This window comes from Enterobacillus tribolii (assembly GCF_003363015.1).
GTDB classification, from domain to species: Bacteria; Pseudomonadota; Gammaproteobacteria; order Enterobacterales; family Enterobacteriaceae; genus Enterobacillus; species Enterobacillus tribolii.
Genome location: NZ_QRAP01000013.1, coordinates 59,329 through 85,528 on the forward strand (window position 1 = coordinate 59,329; position 26,200 = coordinate 85,528).

General features: G+C 57.8%; 20 protein-coding genes. 4 read left to right on the forward strand and 16 right to left on the reverse strand.

Annotated features, from left to right (window positions below):
- Positions 1-19: 19 nt before the first annotated feature.
- Genes gspF through gspC form a run of 4 tightly spaced genes read right to left on the reverse strand, consistent with a single transcriptional unit; the run spans position 20 to position 5,406 of the window.
- A complete protein-coding gene (gspF, locus tag C8D90_RS20020; RefSeq protein ID WP_115460236.1) occupies positions 20-1,222 on the reverse strand; it encodes a type II secretion system inner membrane protein GspF in 1,203 nt (400 codons plus the stop codon).
- A 1-nt stretch (position 1,223) separates the two neighbouring features.
- A complete protein-coding gene (gene gspE, locus C8D90_RS20025) occupies positions 1,224-2,672 on the reverse strand; it encodes a type II secretion system ATPase GspE (RefSeq protein WP_115460237.1) in 1,449 nt (482 codons plus the stop codon).
- Positions 2,669-4,627, reverse strand: a complete 1,959-nt coding sequence (gene gspD / locus C8D90_RS20030) for a type II secretion system secretin GspD (RefSeq protein ID WP_115460238.1) — start codon at positions 4,625-4,627, stop codon at positions 2,669-2,671. The genes gspE and gspD overlap by 4 nt, the downstream gene beginning before the upstream one ends.
- Entirely contained in the window at positions 4,627-5,406 is a 780-nt protein-coding gene (gspC, locus tag C8D90_RS20035; protein ID WP_162844433.1) for a type II secretion system protein GspC, read from the reverse strand. The genes gspD and gspC overlap by 1 nt, the downstream gene beginning before the upstream one ends.
- A gap of 426 nt (positions 5,407-5,832) precedes the next feature.
- On the opposite strand from gspC, the gene C8D90_RS20040 reads away from it, so the two are divergent.
- Positions 5,833-7,827 carry a glycoside hydrolase family 3 protein gene (locus C8D90_RS20040; protein WP_230473064.1) on the forward strand — a complete coding sequence of 665 codons (1,995 nt, stop codon included), beginning with the start codon at positions 5,833-5,835 and terminating at the stop codon, positions 7,825-7,827.
- A gap of 197 nt (positions 7,828-8,024) precedes the next feature.
- Here C8D90_RS20040 and C8D90_RS20045 read toward each other — a convergent pair whose 3' ends face one another.
- Entirely contained in the window at positions 8,025-10,367 is a 2,343-nt protein-coding gene (locus C8D90_RS20045) for a helix-turn-helix domain-containing protein (RefSeq protein ID WP_115460241.1), read from the reverse strand.
- A 212-nt stretch (positions 10,368-10,579) separates the two neighbouring features.
- Here C8D90_RS20045 and C8D90_RS20050 point away from each other — a divergent pair, with 212 nt between their 5' ends.
- The 3 genes from C8D90_RS20050 to mutS all read left to right on the forward strand — a co-directional run bounded on the left by C8D90_RS20050 (position 10,580) and on the right by mutS (position 16,294).
- Positions 10,580-11,752 carry a M20 aminoacylase family protein gene (locus C8D90_RS20050; RefSeq protein ID WP_115460242.1) on the forward strand — a complete coding sequence of 391 codons (1,173 nt, stop codon included), beginning with the start codon at positions 10,580-10,582 and terminating at the stop codon, positions 11,750-11,752.
- Positions 11,753-11,855: 103 nt separating this feature from the next.
- A complete protein-coding gene (locus C8D90_RS20055; RefSeq protein ID WP_115460243.1) occupies positions 11,856-13,268 on the forward strand; it encodes an MFS transporter in 1,413 nt (470 codons plus the stop codon).
- A 464-nt stretch (positions 13,269-13,732) separates the two neighbouring features.
- Positions 13,733-16,294 (forward strand): DNA mismatch repair protein MutS, encoded by a 2,562-nt coding sequence (gene mutS / locus C8D90_RS20060; RefSeq protein WP_115460244.1) that lies wholly within the window; start codon positions 13,733-13,735, stop codon positions 16,292-16,294.
- Here the strand turns inward: mutS and C8D90_RS22405 are convergent.
- The 11 genes from C8D90_RS22405 to rppH all read right to left on the reverse strand — a co-directional run bounded on the left by C8D90_RS22405 (position 16,267) and on the right by rppH (position 25,742).
- Positions 16,267-16,395 carry a hypothetical protein gene (locus C8D90_RS22405; RefSeq protein ID WP_260503196.1) on the reverse strand — a complete coding sequence of 43 codons (129 nt, stop codon included), beginning with the start codon at positions 16,393-16,395 and terminating at the stop codon, positions 16,267-16,269. The two genes, mutS and C8D90_RS22405, sit on opposite strands and share 28 nt — an antisense overlap.
- Before the next feature lie 42 nt (positions 16,396-16,437).
- Entirely contained in the window at positions 16,438-17,430 is a 993-nt protein-coding gene (gene rpoS / locus C8D90_RS20065) for an RNA polymerase sigma factor RpoS (RefSeq protein ID WP_115460245.1), read from the reverse strand.
- A gap of 52 nt (positions 17,431-17,482) precedes the next feature.
- A complete protein-coding gene (gene nlpD, locus C8D90_RS20070) occupies positions 17,483-18,478 on the reverse strand; it encodes a murein hydrolase activator NlpD (RefSeq protein ID WP_162844434.1) in 996 nt (331 codons plus the stop codon).
- Between the two features lie 225 nt (positions 18,479-18,703).
- Positions 18,704-19,336 (reverse strand): protein-L-isoaspartate(D-aspartate) O-methyltransferase, encoded by a 633-nt coding sequence (locus C8D90_RS20075; protein ID WP_115460247.1) that lies wholly within the window; start codon positions 19,334-19,336, stop codon positions 18,704-18,706.
- Positions 19,330-20,091 carry a 5'/3'-nucleotidase SurE gene (surE, locus tag C8D90_RS20080; RefSeq protein WP_115460248.1) on the reverse strand — a complete coding sequence of 254 codons (762 nt, stop codon included), beginning with the start codon at positions 20,089-20,091 and terminating at the stop codon, positions 19,330-19,332. The genes C8D90_RS20075 and surE overlap by 7 nt, the downstream gene beginning before the upstream one ends.
- Entirely contained in the window at positions 20,072-21,133 is a 1,062-nt protein-coding gene (truD, locus tag C8D90_RS20085; RefSeq protein WP_115460249.1) for a tRNA pseudouridine(13) synthase TruD, read from the reverse strand. The genes surE and truD overlap by 20 nt, the downstream gene beginning before the upstream one ends.
- Before the next feature lie 4 nt (positions 21,134-21,137).
- Positions 21,138-21,611, reverse strand: a complete 474-nt coding sequence (ispF, locus tag C8D90_RS20090; protein ID WP_115460250.1) for a 2-C-methyl-D-erythritol 2,4-cyclodiphosphate synthase — start codon at positions 21,609-21,611, stop codon at positions 21,138-21,140.
- Entirely contained in the window at positions 21,611-22,348 is a 738-nt protein-coding gene (gene ispD, locus C8D90_RS20095) for a 2-C-methyl-D-erythritol 4-phosphate cytidylyltransferase (protein ID WP_115460251.1), read from the reverse strand. The genes ispF and ispD overlap by 1 nt, the downstream gene beginning before the upstream one ends.
- 115 nt (positions 22,349-22,463) lie before the next feature.
- Entirely contained in the window at positions 22,464-22,808 is a 345-nt protein-coding gene (gene ftsB / locus C8D90_RS20100; protein ID WP_115460252.1) for a cell division protein FtsB, read from the reverse strand.
- A gap of 145 nt (positions 22,809-22,953) precedes the next feature.
- Positions 22,954-25,200 (reverse strand): phosphoenolpyruvate--protein phosphotransferase, encoded by a 2,247-nt coding sequence (gene ptsP, locus C8D90_RS20105; protein ID WP_115460253.1) that lies wholly within the window; start codon positions 25,198-25,200, stop codon positions 22,954-22,956.
- An 8-nt stretch (positions 25,201-25,208) separates the two neighbouring features.
- Complete coding sequence (gene rppH, locus C8D90_RS20110) at positions 25,209-25,742, reverse strand: RNA pyrophosphohydrolase (RefSeq protein WP_115460254.1); 534 nt, start codon at positions 25,740-25,742, stop codon at positions 25,209-25,211.
- Positions 25,743-26,200: the final 458 nt, after the last annotated feature.

The following is a 26,200-nucleotide window of genomic DNA, read 5'->3' on the forward strand; positions in this document are numbered from 1 at the left end:
GATCTTCACCTCCGTGCGCTCACAGCGTCATCATGTTATTGAGTTGCAAAATGGGTTGCAGAATCGCCAGTACGATAAACAGCACCACCGCGGCCATCGCCACCACCAGCAGCGGCTCGAACAGGCTGAAAAACAGGGTGATACGCGCGCCGAAGGCGCTTTCCTGATTGTCCGCCGCGCGCAGCAGCATATCGCCCAGTTCGCCGCTACGTTCACCTGAAGCGATCATGTGGCGCATCATCGGCGGAAACAGCGCGGTCCGCTCCAGCGCCTGTTGCAGGCTGACGCCCTCACGTACGCGCTCTTCCGCCTCACGCAGCAACTGCGCGATACGCATGTTGCTGAGCACCTGCGCGCCGATGTGCATCGCCTGCAACAACGGCACGCCGCTGTTATAGAGAATGCTGAGCGCGCGGGCGTAACGGGCGGTGTTCAGCTCGCGGATCAAACGACCGCCCAGCGGCAGCCGCAGCAGATGACGGTGCCAGGCCAACCGCCGCGCCGGATCGCGCAGCAGCCGCAGCGCCGCCAGCGTCAGGCACAACAGCGCCAGCAACACCCACGGCCCCGCGCCGCGCACGCCGTCGCTCAGGGCCATCAGCAAACGCGTGCTCCACGGCAGCGTCTGCTTCATATGAATGAACTGCTCCACCACCTTGGGCACCACGGCGCTGAGCAGGGTGGAGATTACGCCGATGGCGACCAGCGTCAGCAACAGCGGATACACCAGCGCCTGCGTCAGCTTGCTTTTCATCTGCTGGCGCTGCTCCGCGTAGTCCGCCAGCCGCAGCAGTACCCCGTCGAGCTGGCCGGAAGCCTCTCCCGCCTCCACCAACGCGCAGTAAAGATCGCCGAACGCGCGCGGATGTTCGCGCAGCGCGTCCGCCAGGGAAAACCCCTCCACCACCCGCGCCCGCACGGCCTGTAAGATGGCCCTGACCCGTTTTTCTTCGCTTTGCTGCGCCGCAACGAGCAGCGATTCGTCGAGCGGCAACCCGGCGCCCGTCAGCGTCGCCAACTGACGCATCATCAACGCAAGCGACGCGCCGGAAATAGCGCGTGCCGGGAAACGTACGGCGCGGGGAGCGACCGGCGACAACGCCGTCACCAGCAGCCCCTGCTCCCGCAGGGCCAGCCCGGCCATCCGTTCGCCGTCCGCCGTAACGCGTCCGCGCCGGGTTTTCCCCTTCATGTCCCTGGCCTGGTAGCGGAATTCAGCCATGTCAGGCGCTCCGGGTGACGCGGGTGACTTCCTCCAGCGACGTCACGCCCGCCAGCACGCGCTCCAGGCCGCTCTGGTACAGGGTTACGCCGCGCAGGCGCTGCGTCAGTTCAGCCTCATCGCCGCCGCGCTGGATAATGCTGCGCAGAACATCATCAACCGGCAGCAATTCATGGATCGCGGTACGCCCGCGGTAGCCGGTAAAGTTACAGGCCGGGCAGCCAACCGCGCGGAAAACCCGGCTGCCGGCGGGCAGCGGCCCGTCTTCACCGGCGTTGTATGGGCGGCGGCATTCCGGGCACAGCACCCGCACCAAGCGTTGCGCCATCACGCCCAGCAGCGACGTCGCCAGCAAAAACGGCTCGACGCCCATGTCACGCAGACGCGTCACCGCGCCCGCCGCGCTGTTGGTATGCAGGGTGGAAAGCACCAGATGGCCGGTCAGCGAAGCCTGTACCGCAATCGAGGCGGTTTCGCCGTCGCGGATTTCCCCCACCATCACCACGTCAGGGTCCTGACGTAAAATAGCGCGCAGGCCGCGCGCAAAGGTCATGTCGACCTTGCCGTTCACCTGGGTCTGCCCGATGCCGGGCAGATCGTATTCGACCGGATCTTCGACCGTCAGAATGTTGCGCTCTTTGCTGTTGAGCTGGCTCAGTGCCGCATACAACGTGGTACTTTTCCCCGAACCGGTCGGCCCGGTGACCAGAATGATGCCGTGCGGCTGCGCCAGCAGCACCTCGGTTTGTTCACGCAGCGCCGGCGTCATTCCCAGTGCGGCCAGATCCAGCCGCACGCTGTTCTTGTCCAGCAGACGCAGCACCACCCGTTCGCCATGATTGGCGGGCAGCGTGGACACGCGCACATCAATGGCGCGCCCGCCGATACGCAGGGCGATGCGGCCGTCCTGCGGGATGCGTTTTTCCGCGATATCCAGCCGGGCCATGACCTTAATGCGCGAAACCAGCAGCGCAGCCAGGCGGCGCTGCGGTTGCAGAATTTCGCGCAGCACGCCGTCAATGCGGAAACGAATGCTGAGATGGCGCTCGAATGTTTCGATATGGACATCGGACGCCCCTTCTTTGATCGCCTCGCCCAGCATGGCGTTGATCAGGCGGATAATCGGCGCGCCGTCATCGCTCTCCAGCAGGTCATTCTGCTCCGGCAACTCTTCCGCCAGCGCGTAGAAATCCATTTCATTGCCCAGCTCCGCCATTACGCGCCGTACCTGGCCATTTCCCGCCTGATAGCCGTCAACCAGATGCCGCTCAAAGTCGTCGTTTTCCACCACCTGAACCCGCAACGGCGCGGCGGCCACGCGCCGGGCCTCCTGCAACGCCGCCGCCGTAACGCCGGCGCGGCACAGCAACAGTGCGCCGCCCTCTTCGTTTTGCGTCAGCAACACGCCGTGGCGACGGGCGAAGGCGGCGCTCAGCAACGGTTCCGTCATCGCTTCGCCCCCGTCTGCGTGGCGTAAAACAGGGCGATGGCGCTGCGCACGTTATTGAACCCCTGGCCCGTGCCCAGTTCCGGCAGATCAAGACGCTCCCCGCCATTGCTGCGCCACAGTGCATCTTCCGGCGTGTTTACATCATCACGCTGAAACTGCTGATATTTTCCGGATGAGGCGCGATCGTAGTGTTGCTGATCGCGGATGATAGTCGGCCGGATGAACAGCATCAGGTTGCGCTTTTCCCGGCTTTTGCTTTTGGAGCGGAACAGGTTGCCCACCACCGGAATATCGCCCAGCAGCGGCACCTTGCTGGTGGTTTCCCGGCTGCTGTGATCCAGCAAACCGCCCACCACCACCGTAGCGCCGCTGGACACCAGCACCGCGTTGCTCACGCTGCGCGTGTTGAACGTCGCGCCCAGATCGCTGGTACTGCTGCTGACGCCTTCCGCCACGCTGGACACCTCTTGTTCAATCTCCAGCAACACCGAGTCGCCTTCGTTGATCTGCGGTTTCACCCGCAGCTTGATCCCTACCGTTTTGCGCTCCACGGTGTTGAAAATGTTATCGCCGGAGGTGGTCTGAGAGCCGCTCAGTACCGGCACTTCCTGCCCGACGTTGAACGTGGCTTCTTTGTTGTCGAGCGTCACCACGCTGGGCGTCGCCAGGATGTCGTTCTGGCTGTCGCTGGACAGCGCGGTTAGCAGCATCGCCCAATTGCCGGAATAAAATCCGGCGGCGATGCCGTTGAACGCCGCCAGCGCCCCCGCCAGCGTGGTCGGCACCGTGCCGTCTTTACGGTATTGATCGACGCCGGGCACCACGGAACTGATCGGCAGCCCGGTATTGGTGAACTGCGTCATGCCCGCGTATTTATGGCCCCACTGAATGCCCAGGTTCAGGCCATCGGCGTTCTGTACTTCAGCGATAATCGCCTCCACCAGCACCTGAGGACGGCGGATATCCACGCTGGCGATCACCTGCTCCAGCTCGTTCATGATGTCCGGCGTGGCGTTGATAATCAGGGAGTTCGTTTGCGGATCGGCTTTAACCACCGTGTCTTTGGTCAGTGCGACGCCGCTTTTGGCGCCCTGCGAATCGCTTTCCAGGCTGCCGCTGAGGCCGGTGAGCACTTCAACCAGCTTTTCCGCGTTCGCGTATTTCAGATAGATCACCCGCGTATTGCCACGGCTGACCTGCGGTTTATCTAACTGGCGCACCATCGTGGCCAGCCTGGCGCGCGCCTGATCGTCGCCACTGATCATCACCGTATTTGTGCGCTCATCGGCCACGATACGACCCGGCGGCGCGGCGTTTTTGTTGCCGTCCTGCGCCATTTGCGTCACCAGGCGCGCCACCTCCGCCGCCGACGCATGCTTCAGCGGCAACGTCTGCACCGTTTGCCCGCCGGCGCGATCGACACGTTCAATAATCTGCATCAGCCGGTTGATGACCGCCGCCCGCCCGGTGAGCAACAGCACGTTGGAGGGATCGTAATGCACCACGTTACCGACGCCGGCGTTGTCGTTCAACTGGCGCAGCAGCGGGGCCAGGTCGCGCGCGGTAACGTTATGCAGCGGCGCTACGCGCGTCACCACCTCGTCGCCGCGCGCCGCGCTGCTGTCGTCCACCACCGGCACCGACGCGCTTTTGGCGTCTTTGGCTTTAACCACTTTCAGCACGCCGTTCTCCATCGGCACTACCGCAAAGCCGTACACGTCCAGCACGCTGAGGAAAAACTGGTAATACTGCTCCTCGTTGAGCATGTCGTAGCTGCGCACGGTAATGGTGCCGCGCACGCCGGGATCGATAATCACCGTTTTGTTGAGATTCTTGCTGACGGTGTTGATGAATTCATGCACATCAACGCCCTTGAAGCTGGCGGAAAACTCCGCGGCGCGCAGAGGCAGCGCCAGGCAAAGCCCAAGTATCAACCAACGGCAAAATCGTCCCATCACGATCCCTCGTCCAGTGAAACTGAAATGTCATAACGTTGCCCATCGCGTTCCACGGAAACGGTAAGCGTCCGTAGCTGGGGCAACTGCAACAAAATTTGCTGGGCCTGTTGGTTATCGCTCAGATCCGCACCGTTGATCGACACGGCCAAATCCCCCGGCTCAAAACCCAGCTTGCTGAACAGATCCGGCTTACGTCCCGGATTGATGCGATAACCCCGCAGTTCGCCGCCTTCACGCACCGGCGCCACGGTCAGGTAGTCGGCGATCTCGGCAGGGCGCTGCGTCAGCTGGCGCTTGAGATCGCCCGGAACCGGTTTCCCCTGCTGCGCCGCAGCGCGGGAATAGCGCAACATCGTGGTTCCCGCGCCCTCCGTCAGCACTACGCCCTCAGGCGTAATCTGCCGTATACGCGCGCCTCCTGCGGGCAGCGTATCTCCCGTCGCATAGCTGGCCTGCTTCCCCTGATACTGAATCACAGCCAGCGCCAGCCGCGCATCGCTGCTGGCAACCAGCCCGGTCAACGTCAGCGGCAGCGTCGTCGGCGACAGCGCCGGGGAAACCGGCGTTTCTTCCGTCGTTGCGGCGGCGCCAAACAGCCCGCGGGAAAGCGCCGGCGGCGGCGCCGTCTTTCCGGCAGGGGACGGAACCGCTACGCTCTCCGGCGGAAAAATCAGTTGCCAGCTAATCTGGGCCGACAGCCATGCTGCCCACGCCAGTAAAACCCCGGTTAATACCCTGAGCAGCGGCGGAATAAGCGCAGATAATTCCTGTTTCAACGTTATCGCGTCATTAGGAAATGATAAATAAGGTTTATTTTACGATTAAAAATTATTGAATTCATTTATCCCCCGACATTTCAATCCTGAGATCCAATATTCTTAGAACTCAATCAGTTCCATTATTTCGCAGGTTATCTTTTACCGAGTTCTATTTGAAAAATATAATAATAAATGATCAATGTGTGAATATAGTCACAAATCGTCAATGCATTTATTTCATAGATCGAAAAAAAAGTGACATAATTGAAAAAAACACAAGAAAACACATAATTATTTGTTTTTACTATAAAAATCATAGACACCTGTTTTTATACAACACCATTTAACATCGCAATAATTGCCTTAGCTTTCTATTTCCCTCTGTAAAAATGGAGATGTCATATGATATTTAAAAGGAAATCGGTCCTTATATTCAGTGGCCTTTTGATTTCAGGTTTAACGGGGTGCGATGACGGCCGCGAGTTTTATCCTGACAACAGCACGAAACAGGCTGACCTGGAGGTCCGTAATATTTCGCTGTTAACCGTCGACGGGCTCAAATTCAAGGATCTGAATAAGAATGGTCAGCTTGAACCGTATGAAGACTGGCGTCTCGACAGCGTAACCCGCGCGAAAGATCTCACCTCACGCATGACCGTGGAAGAAAAAGCCGGGGCGATGATGCATGGCACCATCACGCTGGACAGCGCCGGGCGCGTCGATTTCACCGCCACGGACGAAGACATCAATCAGCGCCTCGCCAACACGTTCATCACGCGCATGGCGGGCAACCCTCAGCATATTTCTGCGGATAACAACAAGTTACAGGAAATGGCAGAGAATACCCGTCTGGGCATTCCCATCACCATCAGTACCGACCCGCGCAACCATTTCGTCAACGATCCCAACGCCACCAGCGTAGCGGCAGGCAGCTTCTCCCAGTGGCCGGAAACCCTGGGCATGGCGGCAATTGACGACGCGGCGCTGGTGAAAACCTTCGGCGATATCGCACGCCAGGAGTACCGCGCGGTCGGCATCCACATGGCGTTGTCGCCGCAGGCGGACCTTGCCACCGAACCCCGCTGGGGCCGGATCAACGGCACCTTCGGCGAGGACAATCAGGTCGCCAAGCGGCTGGTACAGGCCTACATCGAAGGCTTCCAGAACGGCGCGGGCGGGCTGAACACGGACAGCGTGATCACCGTGGTGAAACACTTCGCCGGCGGCGGGCCGCAGATGAAAGGACTGGATGCGCATAACGCCTACGGTAAAGAGCAGGTCTATCCCGGCGAGAATCTGGAATACCATCTGGTGCCGTTTGAAGGCGCTTTCGCCGCCAACGTAGCGTCAGTGATGCCCTACTATGGCCAGCCCATCAACCTGTGGTACAAAGATCAGTTGATTGAGGAAGTCGGTTTCGGCTTCAGCAAGCAGGTGCTGACCGACATGCTGCGCGGTCGCTTCGCGTTCAAAGGCGTGATCCTGAGCGACTGGGGGATCCTGGAAACCTGCGTCGGGAAATGCGCCAACGGCCTGAGCGATGAAGAAGTCGCCGCAGGCGTTTCTCCGTGGACAGCCGGCATCGGCATGCCGTGGGGCGTGGAAAACCTGACCCGCCAGGAACGCGTGGTTAAGGCGGTTGAAGCAGGGATCGATCAATTCGGCGGCACCACTGACTCCAGCGACCTGATCGCTGCCATCAATCAGCAGCAGCTTGCCACCGGGCTTATCGATGCTTCCGTCACGCGCATTTTACAGCAGAAATTCGAGCTGGGATTGTTTGAAAAACCGTTCGTGGATGAAACCAAAGCGGTGAGCATCGTCGGCAACAGCACTTTCCAGCAGAAAGCCGACGACGCGCAGCGCCGTTCGCAGGTTCTGCTGCAAAACAACAACGGATTGCTGCCGTTGGCGCTGAGCGGCAAGAAAGTCTTCCTGCATAACGTGAACGCCATCGTCGCCGCACGCTACGGCCTGCAGGTGGTAGACAGCCCGGATCAGGCGGAAATCGCCATCCTGCGCGTAGACACCCCGCACCAGAATGAGCCGCACTACCCCTTCGGTATGGTGAACTTCGGCCAGCTCGGCTTCGCTGATGCCGCCGACGTGGTGCTGGATGAAAAATCCGGAACTTACACCGGCAGCGAAGATTATCAGCTTATCAAGCAGGTGAAGGCGCTGAACATTCCTACCGTGATTTCGGTTTACGTCGATCGCCCGGTCATCCTGACCAATATCGTAGACAAAACCGATGTTCTGCTGGCTAACTTCGGCGCTTCCGACGAAGCAGTGCTGGACGTGATCACCGGTAAGAGCAAGGCGCAGGGTAAAATGCCCTTCGAACTGCCCTCCAGCTGGCAGGCGGTGCTGGATCAGAAAGAGGACGTACCGCACGACTCCGTTGATCCGCTGTTCCCGATCGGCGCGGGAATTCTGTAAGCTTTTGAGCGGGTCCGTCCGGACCCGCTTTCCCCGGAATGCATTGTTCCACCCCTGATGGCGGGTTTCATCCAGGTCGATAATATCGGCGTGAGCATCAACATCCACGGAGTTAATCATGGTGCTAATGACGTGGGACAATCCGGCCCGGGTTCCGTCATAAACGCCCTGAATGACGCCAACACCGGAATGCTTAATTAATAAACCCGATACAGCTCATAAAACATAAGTGCATTGATATCCAGTTTGTTCACCGTCACCCACTCCTGCGCAATATGTTCATCAACGACGCTAAGCGTCGGTACTGTATTGCGGTTAATCGTCTCGACGATTTCATCGTCCCACCAGTAGCAGGTCGACGTTTGCTCCAACTGCCAGAAAAGCGCCCCATGCTGTTGGTCGAACTGCCAGCGTTTTATACGGTAGAGGCCAGGCTGAAAGTTCATAACTTTTAGCGTAATTTGCTTCTTAAAACAGCTAAACAGATCTTCTTCCGCCGTTAGCTGCGGATCGAACGTGATGGTGTTACTCAAGACCAACTGATAGCCGAAGTCTGTCATGGTAACGAGATAATTACTGCCGCAGGTCAATACCTCTCCCTTTAAGCGCTCACGCAGCCGGATCGCGTGGAACACCGGACGCGGTATATTAAAGACGTGAAACAGCGCCAGGCTGCCTATCTCGCTGGGGATATCCTGTAAAGCCCAACGCTGGCTTTCCAAATTCAGCCACACGTTTACGGCGCAGACCTGCGCGGGCAACGTCATCAGCGTATTAAATATCAGCGCGCCGCGAAAAAAACTGCCGTTAGTTCGATAGGAGCTTCCCGTAAGGGTATTCCACTCCACTAAACAAAGCGGCGTCAACAGGCCCAGGGTTCTCAACTCCCGGCTCAGCGCTTCGGTCACCCGGCTGATATGCATTTCGCTTTGGGTGAACACGTAGTGAGAAGCCAGGCGCCGCTCGTTGGGCAGGTTGGCATTCGCGCAATAACCGATGAAATCGGCCTGTTTCAGGCTGTCGTGCCGGTGTGTCAGGTATGCTGAAAAATCCGTTATCTCATCCGGCAGTGAAAGAAACACGCCCAACTTCGCAGCCCCCAGCCAACGGTTAATCAATTGGCTGATGTGCCGAAAATGCTCTGCATCGTCTTGCGGTTTGGCGCAGGCGGCCGGATAAACGATAAAACGCCACCTTTGCAGCCACTCCCGGCTAAACGCATTGACGCAATAACGCAAAAAACCGTCGAGAACCGCGAGCGTCACATCCTGTCCGATACGCACGACCAGGGGGATATCCATAGTGTTCAAATAGGCCAGCGCCCGTTCGGTTTCACTATAACAAACGGTGTGAAAGGTCTTGGGGGGTAAAGCGTAGATATCCGGCACCGGCCGGCTAAAAATCGAATCGTAGCAGTCCAGATAGTATGCGCCAATCTGTTCCTTAACGGAGCGCAACTGCCGCTGTATGCTATCTTTCAGCACCTCCTCCAGTCCGCCTATCGTGACGATATAAGCCAGCGGTTCCTTCGGTGCATGGCCTTTCCCCCTGGCCGGCACGATCACCCGCTGTTCTTCATTGTGCATATAGGGCGCAAGCGTATCGCGGCACTGCGGGTTGGTGCCGGCCGTTAATAAGGGAAACGCGTCTACCAAATCGACCGGCCCGAAGCGATTTCCCTTTGCAGGCGGTACATGGGCTGTCTGTGCCGAAGGCAGTGCCGCTACGCCAGTCTTGTAGTCGCGTCGTATCTGTACCGGCGTTTTTCCATAATGCCGTTTACACAACAACGTCAGCTGGCGCACGTTGGTGAACCCCTGCTGCAGAGCGATCCGGCTGATTGTGTCGTTTCCCGTCGCAATCTCATGCAGGCAATGCTGAAAACGCAGTTGGCGCAAATAGTCGGAAAAATTAATACCCACTTCTTTGATAAACAGACGTGAAAGATAAGAGAAAGAGACAAACGCCCGGTCTGCCGCTTCGGTAAGACTAATAGGGCGCCGATAATTATCCGTCATCCAGGCAATAACCTGCTCGATTCGCTTGCTGTAACGCACCGAAAACGGCGCGCACTCCTTTCTTGGGGAGTTAAAATAACGCACCAGAGTCAGCATAATCTCCGACAGGCAGCGGCTCATTTCCAACACATGGCCGTTTTGCCCGGTCCGGATGCTGGCTATCGCCATGCTGGCAAGCTTAACCCGCATTTGTTCAATCATTACCCGCGCATAGTTGGAGCACTCTTCGTCTGGCAGAGTAAATTTTGTCGAATAAAAGTCGCGATACTGCTGAAAAAAGTAGTCGCACGCGATTTCCAGCACGACAGCCATATTTTTCTCTTCATGCCAAAAGCGGGCCTGGTCGCCTTTATTAATGACAACCACCCGCCCCGCATGCAGTTCGCTCTGTTTTCCATTCAGCGTCAGGCGCACGCTACCCGCGAGCAGATACACCAGGGTCACAAATTTTTCCGAATCGGGATAAAACTCAATGAAATTAACCAGCTTAATCTGACTATCCATATAACTGACATTTCTCATATTTTATCCCTGGGTTCGGTATTCGTTACCCGATACGCCATATGTGACGAATACATACATCAAAAAAATGACGCTTTTTTTTGTTTTCTGCCGATATATCAATGGCAGAACGGTCAATTAAAACCCCTCTTTGCCGGACAACCAGCATACTGCCCTTTGAGTATTTCTTTTACAGTTTTCGCATCGATTCCTAAACAGAGAAGGTGATGACGATGACAAGTAAAATACTTGACGAACTCAATAAAAACAAAGATGTATGGATAGCTTTGCGCCAAAAGCTGCATCAGTACCCTGAGTTAGGTTTTGAAGAGCATCACACCAGCGACATCGTCGCAGAAAAGCTAAAGTCCTGGGGCTATGACGTACACCGTGGGTTTGCCAAAACCGGCGTAGTGGGCACGCTTAAAGTCGGCGACGGTCAGTTGCGTATGGGAATACGGGCAGATATGGATGCCCTGCCGATTCAGGAGCAAAACGATAAAAGCTGGATCAGCACCATTCCGGGTAAATTTCACGGCTGCGGCCACGACGGTCATACCACCATCCTGCTGTGCGCTGCGGAATATCTGGCCCGGACCAAAAACTTCAACGGCACGCTGCACGTTATTTTCCAACCGGCGGAAGAGCTGCTTTACGGCGGCAAAGTGATGATGGACGACGGCCTCTTTACCCACTTTCCGTGCGATATTATTTTCGCCCTGCACAATATGCCCGGGATGAAAACGGGTGAATTCTACTTTCGTAAAGGCGCAATGATGGCGTCTTCCGATACGGTACATATCGAGATCCGGGGCGTCGGCGGCCACGGCGCCATTCCTGAAAAAACCATCGATGCCGGGCTTGTTGCCTGTTACATCGCCATTGCGCTGCAAAGCATCGTTTCGCGCAATGTGTCGCCACAGCAGGCTGCCGTGATTACCGTCGGATGCATTCAGTCCGGCAGCGCGCCCAACGTCATCAATGATTTCGCTCTGCTGAAACTGACGGTACGCGCCCTGAACCCCGCAGTGCGCCAGCTTTTGCTCAGGCGCATTACCGATCTTGCCCACGCGCAGGCCGCCAGCTTTGGCGCAACCGCCGAGATAAAGCATGTGAACGGCAGCCCGGTGCTCATCAACGATGCAACTGCAACCGATTTCGCCATCTCCGTGGCCAACAAGTTCTTCGGCTCCGAGCGGGTGCATACCGATACGGCTCCGCTGATGGGCAGCGAAGACTTTGCCTTTATGCTGGAACAACACCCCCGCGGGTGCTACCTGATCGTCGGCGATGGCGACAAGCCCGATTGCAGCATGGTACACAGCCCCGACTATATCTTTGACGACAGCATCATCGCCCCTGCTGCGGCCTATTGGTGCCATCTGACCGAAAGCTATCTCAAATAACCGCATTCAACGACTTACTCGCTTTCCCGGATAGTGCTCCCCCTTAAGCTATCCGGGCTTTTTATTCGCATCGCGATCTGACTACTGTCGAAGAGAAAATTCTATGTCTGCGCAACAAAATGCTATCACTCAACCGTCATACCACGGCAACGCCCGCCTGACGCTCGGTATTGTGCTGGGGGTATTAACCTTCTGGCTGTTTGCCCAGTCGATGGTCAATATCGTGCCGGCGATTCGCTCCGATGTCGATATTCCGTCCAGCGCGTTAAATTTCGCCATTAGCCTCACTGCGCTGCTTTCCGGCTGCTTTATCGTCGTCGCAGGCGGCCTGGCAGATAAATTTGGCCGGGTCCGGGTCACCTATATAGGCTTTATTCTCAGCATTATCGGCTGCCTGCTGGTGATAGCCGCCAAAGAAGAAATACTGTTTTCCCTTGGACGGGCGGTTCAGGGAATTTCGGCCGCGTGTATCATGCCGTCGACCCTGGCGCTGATGAAAACCTATTACCAGGACAAAGAGCGGCAAAAGGCGCTGAGCTTTTGGTCTATCGGCTCATGGGGAGGCTCAGGACTCTGTTCGCTGGTTAGCGGAACCATCGCCACATGGGCCAACTGGCGCTGGATTTTTGTTCTTTCTATCGTTTTAGCGCTGATCGGTATGCTGTTGCTCAAAGGCACGCCGGAAAGCAAAAGCAGTGATAAAACATCCCACCGCTTTGACGTCAGCGGCCTGATCACCTTTATCATCGCCCTGATTTCTCTTAATCTGCTGATCACCAAAGGCAGCGCCTGGGGATGGCAAAGCCTGCCGACCACCGGCTCGCTGATTATCTTCGTGCTGTTTTTCTGGCTATTTGTTAAAACCGAGCGGCAAAAAAAGAGCAAAGGCTTTATCGACTTTTCACTGTTTGCAAATCGGTTATACAGCACGGCGTCATTTTCCAACTTTATGCTCAACGCCGCCGGCGGAACGCTCATCATCTCCAGCCTTTACGTACAACAAGGACGCGGATTTACCGCCTTTCAGGCCGGCGCGCTGACCCTCGGCTATCTTGTCGCGGTGCTGTTAAGCATCCGTGTCGGAGAAAAGCTTCAGCAAAGAATCGGCGCCAAGAAACCGATGATGTTTGGTGCCCTGACCGCCGGCATCGGCATCGCGCTAATGAGTTTGACCTTCTTGCCGAATCAGGGTTATACCATCAGCGTTTTCATCGGCTACATTTTATTCGGCATCGGACTGGGTATTTACGCCACACCGTCCACCGATACCGCGGTAGATAGCGCGCCAGCAGATAAAGCAGGGGTCGCCTCCGGCATTTACAAAATGGCCAGTTCGCTGGGCGCCGCCTTCGGTCTGGCTATTTCCGGGTCGGTCTATAGCCTGCTCCAGCCTTACGACCCTGCCATAGCGGCCACGTCGGGACTGCTGGTTAATGTGTTGCTATGCCTCATTTCATTGTTGTCCATTGCCGTAATGTTGCCTGGCGCCCGTGACAATCCACAACCAGCCCTATAGCTGGCCGGTTAATCAAGCAGGCAGGGCCAGCCCATTCAGCTCAGTTGCGGGGCTGCGCCCTTTATTCCTGACTGACCCCACCGCCTGCAACTTCACCCGGTCCGTTGCACGTGCATTTTGCGAAAAGCTCCCAGATTTTACCTGTGTCAGTTTTCCGGCTGCTGGGCTAGTATAACGACGGATAAGGTCTTACCCCGTGGTATCCTGTATAGCCGGCCATTTCCTGCCGATCGGCATATCGGTTATACATGCGCCATTCTCATGACCAACCAACTGATTTACTTGATGCTTTACTCCAGGGAATGTAGGTTGTGTGCGTTGCCGTGCCGCCCTGAATGGCAACCCGCGTTTCAACCTACGCCAACGCGTCGGATTCGATGCATTCATTAATGACTATGTGGCGCATAACGAGAACAACAGAGATCACAACTCACTTATATTCAATGGATTAAAAGACTAAGCGCATGACCAACAACGCCAACCTTGACGCCCACACCCCGATGATGCAGCAGTACCTTCGCCTTAAGGCGCAACATCCGGAAATCTTACTGTTTTACCGCATGGGCGACTTCTACGAGCTGTTTTACGACGACGCCAAGCGCGCTTCACAGTTGCTGGATATTTCGCTGACCAAGCGCGGCGCCTCAGCCGGGGAGCCGATTCCCATGGCCGGCGTTCCCCACCACGCGGTGGAAAACTATCTGGCGAAGCTGGTGCAGCTCGGCGAATCCGTCGCGATTTGCGAACAGATCGGCGACCCGGCGACCAGCAAGGGGCCGGTGGAGCGTAAGGTGGTGCGCATCGTCACGCCGGGTACGGTCAGCGATGAAGCGCTGTTGCAGGAGCGTCAGGATAACCTGCTGGCGGCAATCTGGCAGGATGCGCGCGGCTTCGGCTATGCCACGCTCGACATCAGCTCCGGTCGTTTTCGCGTGACCCAACCAGAAGATGCGGAAGGCATGTCCGCCGAATTACAGCGAACCAATCCGGCGGAGCTGCTGTATCCGGAAGATTTCACCGCGATGAACCTGATTGAACAGCGTCATGGCCTGCGTCGCCGCCCCCTGTGGGAGTTTGAGCTGGAAACCGCCCGTCAGCAATTGAATATGCAGTTCGGCACCCGCGACCTCAACGGGTTCGGCGTCGAGCAGGCCACACAGGCGCTGCGCGCGGCAGGGTGCCTGCTGCAATACGTGAAAGACACTCAGCGCACAGCCCTGCCCCACATTCGCGGCATTACCATCGACCGGCAACAGGACGGCATCGTCATGGACGCCGCCACCCGCCGTAATCTTGAGCTGACGCAGAACCTGGCGGGCGGCGTGGAAAATACTCTCGCCGCGGTCCTCGACCATACCGTTACCCCGATGGGCAGCCGGATGCTTAAACGCTGGCTGCACATGCCGGTACGCGATTTCACCCTGTTGCGTAACCGCCAGCAGGCCATTACGACGTTGCAGCCCTTAACGCCGGAGTTACAGCCCCTGCTGCGCCATATCGGCGATCTTGAGCGCATATTAGCGCGTCTGGCGCTGCGTACCGCCCGCCCGCGCGACCTGGCCCGCATGCGCTTTGCCTTCCAGCAACTGCCGGATATTCAGGCGCTGCTGGCCGGAAGCCACTGCGAATATATCACCCGTCTGGCGGAACAAAGCGGTGAGTTTGACGAACTGCGCGACCTGCTGGAGCGGGCTATCATCGAAACCCCGCCGGTGCTGGTGCGCGATGGCGGCGTTATCGCCCCCGGCTACAACGCCGAGCTGGATGAATGGCGTTCACTGGCCGACGGCGCGACCGACTACCTGGATCGGCTGGAAATCCGCGAGCGGGAAAAGCTGGGTATCGACACCCTGAAAGTGGGTTTCAACGCGGTGCACGGCTACTACATTCAGGTCAGCCGCGGCCAGAGTCATATGGTGCCGATTCACTATGTGCGCCGTCAGACGCTGAAAAATGCCGAACGTTACATTATTCCGGAGCTGAAAGAGTACGAAGACAAAGTGCTGACCTCCAAAGGGAAAGCGCTGGCGCTGGAAAAGGCGCTGTATGACGAACTGTTTGACCTGCTGCTGCCGCACCTGGCGGCGTTGCAGATCAGCGCAGCGTCCCTGGCGGAGCTTGACGTTCTGAGCAATCTGGCCGAGCGGGCCGAAACCCTGAACTATGTTTGCCCTGAACTCAGCGAACGCCCGGGGATCCAAATCAGCGGCGGCCGTCACCCGGTCGTGGAACAGGTATTGAAAGAACCGTTTATCGCCAACCCGCTCTCCCTCTCTCCGCAGCGGCGGATGCTGATCGTCACCGGGCCGAACATGGGCGGGAAAAGTACCTATATGCGACAGGCGGCGCTGATCGTGCTGCTGGCGCACATCGGCAGCTTCGTTCCGGCAGAGAAGGCGGTAATCGGTCCGGTTGACCGCATATTTACCCGTATCGGCGCCTCGGACGACCTGGCCTCCGGGCGCTCCACCTTCATGGTAGAGATGACGGAAACCGCCAACATCCTGCACAACGCGACGGAGCACAGCCTGGTGCTGATGGACGAAATCGGGCGCGGAACCTCCACCTATGACGGCCTTTCGCTGGCATGGGCCTGTGCGGAAAACCTCGCCACCCGAATCAAAGCGATGACTCTGTTCGCCACCCACTATTTCGAGCTGACGACCTTGCCGGAGCAGTTGGAAGGGGTATACAACATTCACCTGGACGCGATGGAGCACGGCGACACCATCGCCTTCATGCACAGCGTTCAGGATGGCGCGGCCAGCAAAAGCTACGGGCTGGCCGTCGCGTCCCTGGCCGGCGTTCCGCGTGAGGTGATCAAACGCGCGCGGCAGAAACTGAAAGAGCTGGAAGCTATCTCCAGCCAAACCAGCGGCAGCCAGATCGACGGCTCCCAGCTGCAGTTGCTAGCTCAGGATGAGCCCTCTCCGGCAGTGGAAGCGCTGGAAGCGCTCAACCCGGATACCCTCACCCCGCGTCAGGCGCTGGACTGGATTTACCGGCTGAAAGGCATGGTGTCCTGACGCCCGTTACCGCCTGCGCGATGCGGGCCGGGAACGCCGGAGATGCCCTCCGGCATTTCCGGCGGCGCGAAAAGCACGCAAACAAAAACGGTAAGGCTCATCACCTTACCGTTTTTTATTCAACGTCTGTCAGCCCTGAAACCTTATTCGCGGAACAAAGCCTCAATGCTCAGCCCCTGAGACTGCAGAATCTCACGCAGACGACGCAGACCTTCAACCTGAATCTGACGCACGCGTTCACGCGTCAAACCGATTTCCCGGCCCACATCTTCCAGCGTTGCCGCTTCGTAGCCTAACAGCCCGAAACGACGTGCCAGAACTTCACGCTGCTTGGCATTCAGCTCAAACAACCACTTAACGATACTGTGCTTCATATCGTCATTTTGCGTGGTATCTTCCGGGCCAGATTCATTTTCATCGGTCAGGATGTCCAACAGCGCCTTCTCTGAATCACCACCCAGCGGCGTATCCACCGAGGTGATCCGCTCATTCAGGCGCAGCATGCGGCTGACGTCATGCACCGGGCGATCCAGCTGCTCGGCGATCTCTTCAGCGCTCGGCTCGTGATCCAGCTTATGCGACAGCTCACGCGCGGTGCGCAGATAAACGTTCAGTTCCTTTACGATATGAATCGGCAAGCGAATCGTCCGGGTTTGGTTCATAATTGCCCGCTCAATGGTCTGCCGGATCCACCAGGTTGCGTAGGTGGAAAAACGGAATCCGCGCTCCGGATCGAATTTTTCCACTGCGCGAATCAGACCAAGATTACCCTCTTCAATTAAATCCAGCAGAGCCAATCCGCGGTTTCCGTAGCGCCGGGCGATTTTCACCACCAGCCGCAGGTTACTTTCGATCATCCTGCGGCGCGACGCCTCGTCTCCGCGCAAAGCCCGGCGGGCAAAAAAGACTTCTTCCTCTGCGGTCAGAAGCGGCGAAAATCCAATTTCTCCCAGGTAGAGCTGGGTTGCATCCAAAACGCGCTGTGACACGCTGCCCTGAGACAAAACCTCATCATCCAGAGCTTCTGTGTCCACGGGCTCCTCAACGAGTACCTTCTCGTCAAACGCTTCTTCTCCGCCTTCGTCGAAGTCGACATCCTCATTTAACTCGTTAACTTTCAGCGTATTCTGGCTCATAGCTGTATCCTACCCGTGTTTTTGTGAGAGCAGGATTCACGTCCCGCTCAGACTATCGCTGCGGCAAATAACGCAGCGGGTTTACGGATTTCCCCTTATAACGAATTTCAAAGTGCAAGCGAACTGAACTGGTACCGGTGCTTCCCATGGTTGCGATTTTCTGTCCCGCCTTCACTTCTTGTTGTTCCCGGACCAGCATTGTGTCGTTGTGGGCGTAGGCGCTCAGGTAATCGTCATTGTGCTTGATGATGATCAGATTACCGTAACCACGCAGCGCGTTACCGGCATAAACCACACGGCCGTTAGCCGTAGCCTGGACCGCCTGCCCGCGTGAGCCCGCGATATCGATACCTTTATTGCCGCCTTCCGCTGACGAGAAGTTGTCGATGATCTTGCCATCAGTGGGCCAACGCCACGTTCCCACGGGGGCCTCACTGCCTGACGAGCTAGGTGTTGTCGCTGCCGCAGTGGCGGTGGTCGCCGTCGCTGCCGTAGCGCCAGATGAAGGCAACATTTTGCCAACATTCTGTTTACCCGAATTATCAGAATACGCGCTGGTTGGCTGAGAAGCAACACTCGTCGTTTGAATCTGATTTCCTGAAGGCGGTCTCGGCACGCCGTTGGTTCCGTCACTGGCGGCCAACATACCGCCGCTGGCCGCGCCGTTGCCGCCCAGCTTGATGACCTGGCCCACGTTCAGGCTGTAAGGCGCAGGAATATCGTTTTTGGCCGCCAGATCGCGGAAGTCATTACCGGTAATCCAGGCGACGTAAAACAGCGTATCGCCACGTTTGACCGTGTACGTGTCGCCGTTGTAACTCCCTTTCGGGATATTCTGGTAAGCGCGGTTATAAACGATGCGCCCGTCGGCGTCGGTTTGTACCCCACCGCCGCCGCTGCTGCTGGCAGGCAGCATTTTTCCGCCGCCGCCGTCTGCGCCGCCTCCGTTCACCGAACTGATCGGCGCAGAAGTATTCTCGCCCCCTGTACATCCTGCCAGCCATAATGTAACCAAGGTGCACGCCGCCATCCGGCGCCACTTAATCATCGGGCTTCCCGCGTTCATGCTTCCCCCATGATAGCAATATCAATCAGCGATAAATCCAGACCGGTTCCCGTGTCGCCTTATGGCGATCCGGAGCCGGAATAACATAACCGGCAAAACAGCGGAGGCTCTCCGCCGTATCGGCACACGGCCTAACGTAATGAATTGGACACCAAAAAGATATAGTGGGTCAAATAAGAATAATTCAGCAATATACATTCCCTCACTTTAGGCCAATTCTCCCTTAATGAGGGGCACGAAGCGTACCGGTTCGACGTTTTCCACGAATATGTCCTGCCCGCGGCGCTGTACGCATTGTAAATACTGGGTTTTTTCCTGTTCGCCAACCGGCAGAACCAGGCGCCCCCCGTCCGCCAGCTGGCTCAGCAACGCGGCGGGAATTTCCGGCGCCGCCGCGGTGACGATGATGGCGTCAAACGGCCCGCGTGATGCCCAACCCTGCCAGCCGTCGCCGTGGCGCGTCGAAACGTTGTGTAAATCCAGCTGCTTCAGGCGGCGTTTCGCCTGCCATTGCAGGCTTTTAATCCGCTCCACGGAGCAAACGTGACCAACCAGATACGCCAGCACCGCCGTTTGATAACCGGATCCCGTACCGATCTCCAGCACGCGGGAGTCGGCACGCAGCTTCAGCAGCTCCGTCATCCTGGCCACCATATAAGGCTGGGAAATCGTCTGGCCGGAACCGATAGGCAGCGCGGTATTGTCATAGGCCTTATGCGACATCGCCTCGTCGATGAAACGGTCGCGCGGCACTCTGGACAAGGCCTCCAGTACCCTTTCGTCCTGAATGCCCAGCTGGTGCAGAGAGTGCAACAAAGTCTGTATACGCTTGTCTACCATATTTCGCTGATCTCCGCCTGGTCCAGCCACGCAGAAAGCCGCTCCTGCGCGCCGTACGCCGTCAGGTCTACCTGCAACGGCGTCACGGAAACATAACCCTGTTCAATCGCGGCAAAGTCGGTGTCCGGCCCGGCGTCCTGTTTTTCGCCGGGCGGGCCGATCCAGTAAAGCTGCCGGCCACGGGGATCCTGCTGCGCGATAACCTGCTCCGCCGGATGGCGGCTGCCGCAGCGCGTCACCCGGATGCCTTTGATTTCTCCGGGCGGAAGATCCGGAACGTTGACGTTCAGAATCCGTCCGGTTCGCAGAGGATATTGGCTTAACGCCTTGAGTAAACGGCAGGCCACCGACGCCGCCGTGGCGAAATGGCGGGTACCGTTAAGGGAGATCGCCAGCGCGGGAAAACCGAGATGCCGCCCCTCCATTGCCGCCGCCACCGTCCCGGAATAAATAACGTCGTCACCCAGATTAGGGCCGGCGTTGATGCCGGACACCACGATGTCCGGACGCGGGCGCATCAGGGCGTTAACGCCGAGATAAACGCAGTCTGTCGGCGTACCGTCAATCACGCTGATATCTCCGTTCTCCAGCGTTTGCGTACGCAGCGGGGTTTCCAGCGTCAGCGCGTTGGATGACCCGCTGCGGTTGCGATCGGGCGCCACCACCTGAACCTGGGCAAACTGACGCAGCGCGTCGCCCAGCACGCGAATGCCGGGTGCGTTTACGCCATCATCGTTACTCAGCAATATGCGCATCGCTATCGTCCCGTAAAAGCAACTCACGCACCACGCTGGTAGCGAAACTGCCGGCCGGCAGCGCAAACTCCAGCTCCAGCGTCGCATCGTCCCACCACGACCAGCGCATTGCCTGCGGCAGCAACAGGCAGGCGCGCCGCGCCGGCTCAACGCGTTCACGCCGCAGCAGCGTTAACAGATCGTCCGCGCCATTGAGAGCCTGTAACTCAAACGCCAACCCTTGATCGCGGGTGCCCGGTTCACCATCGCCGGGCAGAGGCGCGGTAATATGCAGCTCGCCGCGCTCAAGGCGCTGCTGCGCATCGGCCAGTTCTTCGTCGCTGACGACGAACCAGCTGCCGCGCCCGGCCAGTTGCAGGGCGTCGCCGGGCAACGCCGTGGCTTGCAACCCCTGTTTCAGGCGCTCGCTGACGATGTGGTTAAACAGGGCGCTGCGGGCGGCGGAAAGATAAAAGCCGCGCTTGGCGCGCTCTTTCACCCTGATTTCATCGCGCGCCCAGCGCAATGCCTGAACGACGTTGTTGCCGCCGTGGCCGAAACGTTGCTCGCCGAAATAGTTCGGCACCCCGCCGGCGCTCACGGCCTGCAGACGTTGCTCTACGTCATCACGCTCGCTGATATGGCGCAACACCAGGCGGAAATGGTTCCCCTTCAGCGTACCAATCCGCAGCTTGCGGCGATGGCGCGCGTAACGCAGCACTTCACAGCCTTCCAGCAGGAAGCGGCTGAAGTCGGGATCGTCTTTCCCCGGCATATGCAGGCAGAACCACTGCTCGGTAACCGCATGACGATCTTTCAGCCCGGCATAACTCACCGCGCGGGCGGGAATATGGCAAAAACGGGCCAGATTGTCCGCGACAAACTGAGTGTTACATCCCTCTTTGCGGATTCTGACCAGAAGATGTTCGCCGTCGCCGTCCGGTTCAAATCCCAAATCTTCGGAAACAAAGAAATCTTCGGGAAACGCTTTCACCACGCCGTGCGCGCAAGGCTGCCCGTGCAGAAAGGTAAGCTGATTCAACTCCGTCGCGTCAAACCCCATCCGCTTACTCCTTAATCAACAGCGCGACTGCTTCGCAGGCAATGCCTTCGCCGCGGCCGGTGAAACCCAGTTTTTCCGTAGTCGTGGCTTTGACGTTAACATCGTCCATGTGGCACAGCAGGTCTTCAGCCAGGTTTACCCGCATTTGCGGGATATGCGGCGCCATTTTCGGCGCCTGCGCAATAATCGTGACGTCCAGGTTGCCCAGGCGATAGCCTTTTTCACGGATGCGCCGCCAGGCTTCGCGCAGCAGCTCCCGGCTGTCGGCGCCGCGAAAGGCGGGATCGGTGTCCGGAAACAGTTTACCGATATCCCCCAGCGCCGCCGCGCCCAACAACGCATCAGTCACCGCGTGCAGGGCGACATCGCCGTCGGAATGCGCAATCAATCCCATGTCATAAGGAATGCGCACGCCGCCGATGATCAAAGGGCCTTCTCCGCCCAGTTTATGCACGTCGAAACCGTGACCGATTCGCATCAGGCATTCTCCTGTGAATAACGTTGCCATTGTGTGAATTGAGACAGATAAAACCCGGCCAGGGCCAGATCTTCCGGACGGGTAACCTTAATATTATCAGAACGTCCGTGAACCAACAGGGGGTGATAACCGCAATGCTCCAGCGCCGATGCTTCGTCGGTCACGATGGCGTTTTCCCGCAGGGCACGCTCCAGGCACAAGGCGAGCAGTTCGGCTGGGAAAAATTGCGGCGTCAGGGCATGCCACAAATCTTCGCGGTCAACGGTATGCGAGATCGCCGTTTCCCCGGCTTCGGCGCGTTTCATGGTGTCGCGCACCGGCGCAGCCAGAATGCCGCCGACCCGCGAATGCGCGCGGATCGCCAGCAGGCGCTCTAAATCGTCGCGGTGCAGGCACGGACGCGCCGCGTCGTGCACCAGCACCCAATGCGTCCCCGGCGCGGCGCGCAAGGCCGCCATGACGGAATCGGCACGCTGCGCGCCGCCCACCACCCGCTGAACGCGCGGATCGCGCGCCAGAGGCAGCGCGTCAAAATGTTGGTCACGGGGATTCAGCGCCACGACGACGCGGGAAACCGCCGGGTGGGAAAGCAATGCGCCGACGGCATGCTCCAGTATCGTTTTCCCTGCAATAGACAAATATTGCTTAGGAAGTTCGCTCTGCATACGGCTGCCCGTACCGGCGGCGGGAACGATGGCGACAATGTCGGAAACGGGGGAGATCGCTGGATTTATCATGCGTTATCGGCTTTTTATTTCAGGATCGCTTCTTTATAGGATCAACATTAAGTCAATGAACGCCGTATTCAACAACGAAACGGGGATACCCGAACGGGAAAACGGCGAAATATCATCAGTTACGGGCGGAATTCGAAGAGTATAGCCGGTTGTTCGCCGCCGGTTGCGGAGCGCTGCTGCGCCGGCTCTGCTCCGGCACCAGGCGATAAAAAGTCTCGCCGGGCTTAATCATGCCCAGTTCATTGCGTGCGCGTTCCTCGATAGCCTCCTGGCCACCGTTAAGATCGTCTATTTCAGCAAAAAGCTGATCGTTGCGCGCTTTCAGCTTGGCGTTATTGCCTTGTTGGGCCGTCACGTCTTCTTTAACGCGCACGTAATCATGAATGCCGTTTTTACCCAGCCAAAGCGAATACTGAAGCCACCCTAACAGCGCCAACAGCAACAGCGTTAATTTACCCATCCACGCCCCCTGAAAATCCGAGCAATCATCCCATAACTTTTAGCCGGACTCCACACCGTGGGCCAAATTCACCGCCTTTTCGCCCCGCTCCGGATAACTTTCAGCCAATTCTTTTTGTTATGCCGGAAAAATGTATCGGTATTGACTACTTTCCGCCCCGGATCAGGCCGCCCAGACCGCGTCGTTCCATAAAAGCCGCCGTCAAATGGCGCACCTCGGTCGACATCTGGGTTTCCAGCACCCGCTCTGCCAGCGAGCGGGCCTCATCCAGCGTGATATTACGCAACAGGTATTTGATGCGCGGAATACTGTGACCGTTCATGCTCAGGTTGCAGTAGCCCATGCCCACCAGCAGCAACGCGCACATGGGGATCCCCGCCATCTCGCCGCAAATACTGACCGGTAACTCCAGGCGCCGGCACTCGGTGGCGATATAGTGCAGCACGCGCAGCATGGCCGGATGCAGGCTGTCGTAGAGCGACGCCACGCGCGTGTTGTTGCGATCGACGGCCAGCAGGTACTGGGTTAAATCATTGGTGCCGACGGAGATAAAATCCACCCGCCCGGCCAGATACGGCAGCAGAAACGCCAGCGCAGGCACTTCCAGCATCACGCCGATGCGCGGCTTGGGCAGCGCGTAGCCAATCATCTCCTCCACCTCGCGGCCGGCGCGTTCTATCAGGCGCCGGGCTTCATCGACTTCGTCCAGCGTGGTGATCATCGGCAGCAGGATATTAAGATTGCCGCTGGCGGCGTTGGCGCGCAGCATCGCCCGCACCTGCACCAGAAAAATTTCCGGCTGATCGAGGGTGACGCGGATGCCGCGCCAGCCGAGACTGGGGTTCTCTTCGTTAATCGGCAGATAAGGCAGTTGTTTATCCGCCCCGATGTCCAGCGTACGCAACGTTACCGGCTTTTGCGGATTCAGCTGCAGCATGCCCTGGTACTGCGCCACCTGCTCCTCTTCCGAGGGAAAACCGCTTTGCAGCATGAAGGGAATTTCCGTGCGGTACAGGCCGACGCCGTCGATGCGTTTGTCCAGGCGCTGTTCGTGCTCCGCGCTCAGGCCGGCATTGAGCATCACCAGAATGCGTTCGCCGCTTTTCAGGTAAGCCGGGCTTTCTACATCATCTTCCGCACGTTTGCTCAGCTCGCTTTCTTCGCTCAGCAGGCGCTGATACTCCTGAATCAGCACCGGTTCAGGATCGACTACCACCTCACCACGGTAACCGTCCACAATCAGCAAACGCTGATGCAGCAGGGAGGTCTGAATGTCCGCCCCCATCACCGTCGGCACGCCCATCGCACGCACCAGGATCGCCGCGTGGGAGTTAGCCGCGCCATCGCGCACCACCACCGCGGCCAGCCGTTCCGGCGGCACCTCGGCCAGAATGGTGGCTGTCAGTTCGTCGGCCACCAGCACGAAACGCGGCGGCCACTGATTCGGGCTGGAAATATCGTCATCGAGATGAAACAGCAGGCGCTGACCCAGCGCGCGCAGATCGCCCGCCCGCTCGCGCATGTAGGGGTCCTGCAAACTGGCGAACTGGGCGGCAAAATGTTCGATCACCTGTTTGACCGCCCATTCAGCGACGGCGCCGCCGTCAATCTCCTTCATCAACTCGCCCTTGAGCCGGGCGTCATTCAGCAGGTGGGAATAAAGATCGAAAATCGCCGCGCTCTCTTTTTGGGAGCCGGCGGTAAAACGTTTACTGAAGCGGCGGAATTCATTGCTGGCCTCTTCCAGCGCGATCGTCAAGCGCTCGCGCTCGCTCTCAGGGTCCAGCGAAGAAGCCCGGTACACCTGATCAAGCGAGGGTTGGCTGATATCGACCCAGCCTTCGGCCACCGCGATGCCCGGCGACGCCGCAATGGCCCGGATGCGGCTGTGGCGCAACCGCCCGAACACGCCGTTGAGTTGGGCGGAGGAGAGAATGCCGGCCAACTGCGTCGCCAGCGTCACCAAAAATGACTCTTCGCTCTCATCGAACTGGCGCGGTTCACGCTGCTGCACCGCCAGTACGCCCAGCAACTGGCGGCGATAGATGATTGGCGCGCCAAGAAAAGCGCGGAAACGCTCTTCCTTCACCTGGGGGACGTATTTGAAGCTGGGGTGGCTGGGCGCGTCAGCCAGGTTGATCGGTTCGGCCAGGCGGCCGACCAGGCCGACGATCCCTTCGTCGAACGCCAGCGTAATCACGCGGCCGCGCGGCTTTTTCAGCCCGCGCGTCGCCATCAGGTAGTAGCACTGGCGGTCATTGTCAGCCAGATAGACGGAGCACACCTCCGTATCCATCGCCAGACAGGTTTCATTGATAAGCACTTCCAGTGCCTCATCCAGGCCGGGGGCCGCAGCCACCTTCTCCACGATTTCCCGCAAGCGCGTGAGCATTTTGCCCGTTAACCTCTCCGACGACGATGAGCAGGCGCATTGCGGCCGGACGGCGGCACGCTCTCCTGCAACGGCAGAACCACCGGCGCGAACTCTTTCATCACCCGGCGGTAAACATCTCGTTTAAAAGATACAACCTGTCGCACCGGATACCAAAAACTTACCCAGCGCCACCCGTCAAACTCGGGCGTACTGCTTTGCTGCACGTCAATCGCAGCATCGCCGCTCTGCAATTGCAGCAAGAACCACTTCTGTTTCTGGCCGATGCAAACCGGTTTTGTATCCCAACGCACCAAACGTTTCGGTAATTTATAGCGCAACCAATTGCGGGTTGAGGCCAATACTTTTACGTCCTTGCGCCCCAGCCCCACTTCTTCAAACAGTTCACGGTACATCGCCTGCTCAGCCGTTTCGCCGGGATTTATTCCGCCCTGAGGAAACTGCCAGGAGTGCTGACCGTAACGACGGGCCCATACTACCTGCCCCTGCCGATTACAGATTACGATACCAACATTCGGGCGGTAGCCATCATCATCGATCACCGGACTACCTCAATAACGCAAATCGCAAGATACGATGATTGTTTCACACTCCCCGGTGGCGGTAAACCACTGGTTCACAGGAGTTAGCGCTGGACGACATCTGGATAACTCAGATCGGCCACCCGAGTTATGAACAGCCCGATGGCGGGAAATGCGGTTTTATTCACTTTTTCTGTGGATATATTTGTGCAGAACTTAAGGGAAAAGCCGGTAAAACTTCGGATAACCTTACGGAGGGGAAAAGAATAAAGTTATTTTACTTTTTATTATTCAAATAAATAGTGATTTCCCCACAGCATGGAAACGTATAAAAATGTGATATTCAGCAACTCTATGCATTGCTGTGGCGAAAGATCAATCAACGCCTTTTTTATCCACAGATTGATTGTCAAAGTTGTGTGCAGAGGCGTCAATTTCGCAAAAAACCGCCCCAGTCAAGCCTGTAAATCAAACCAGTG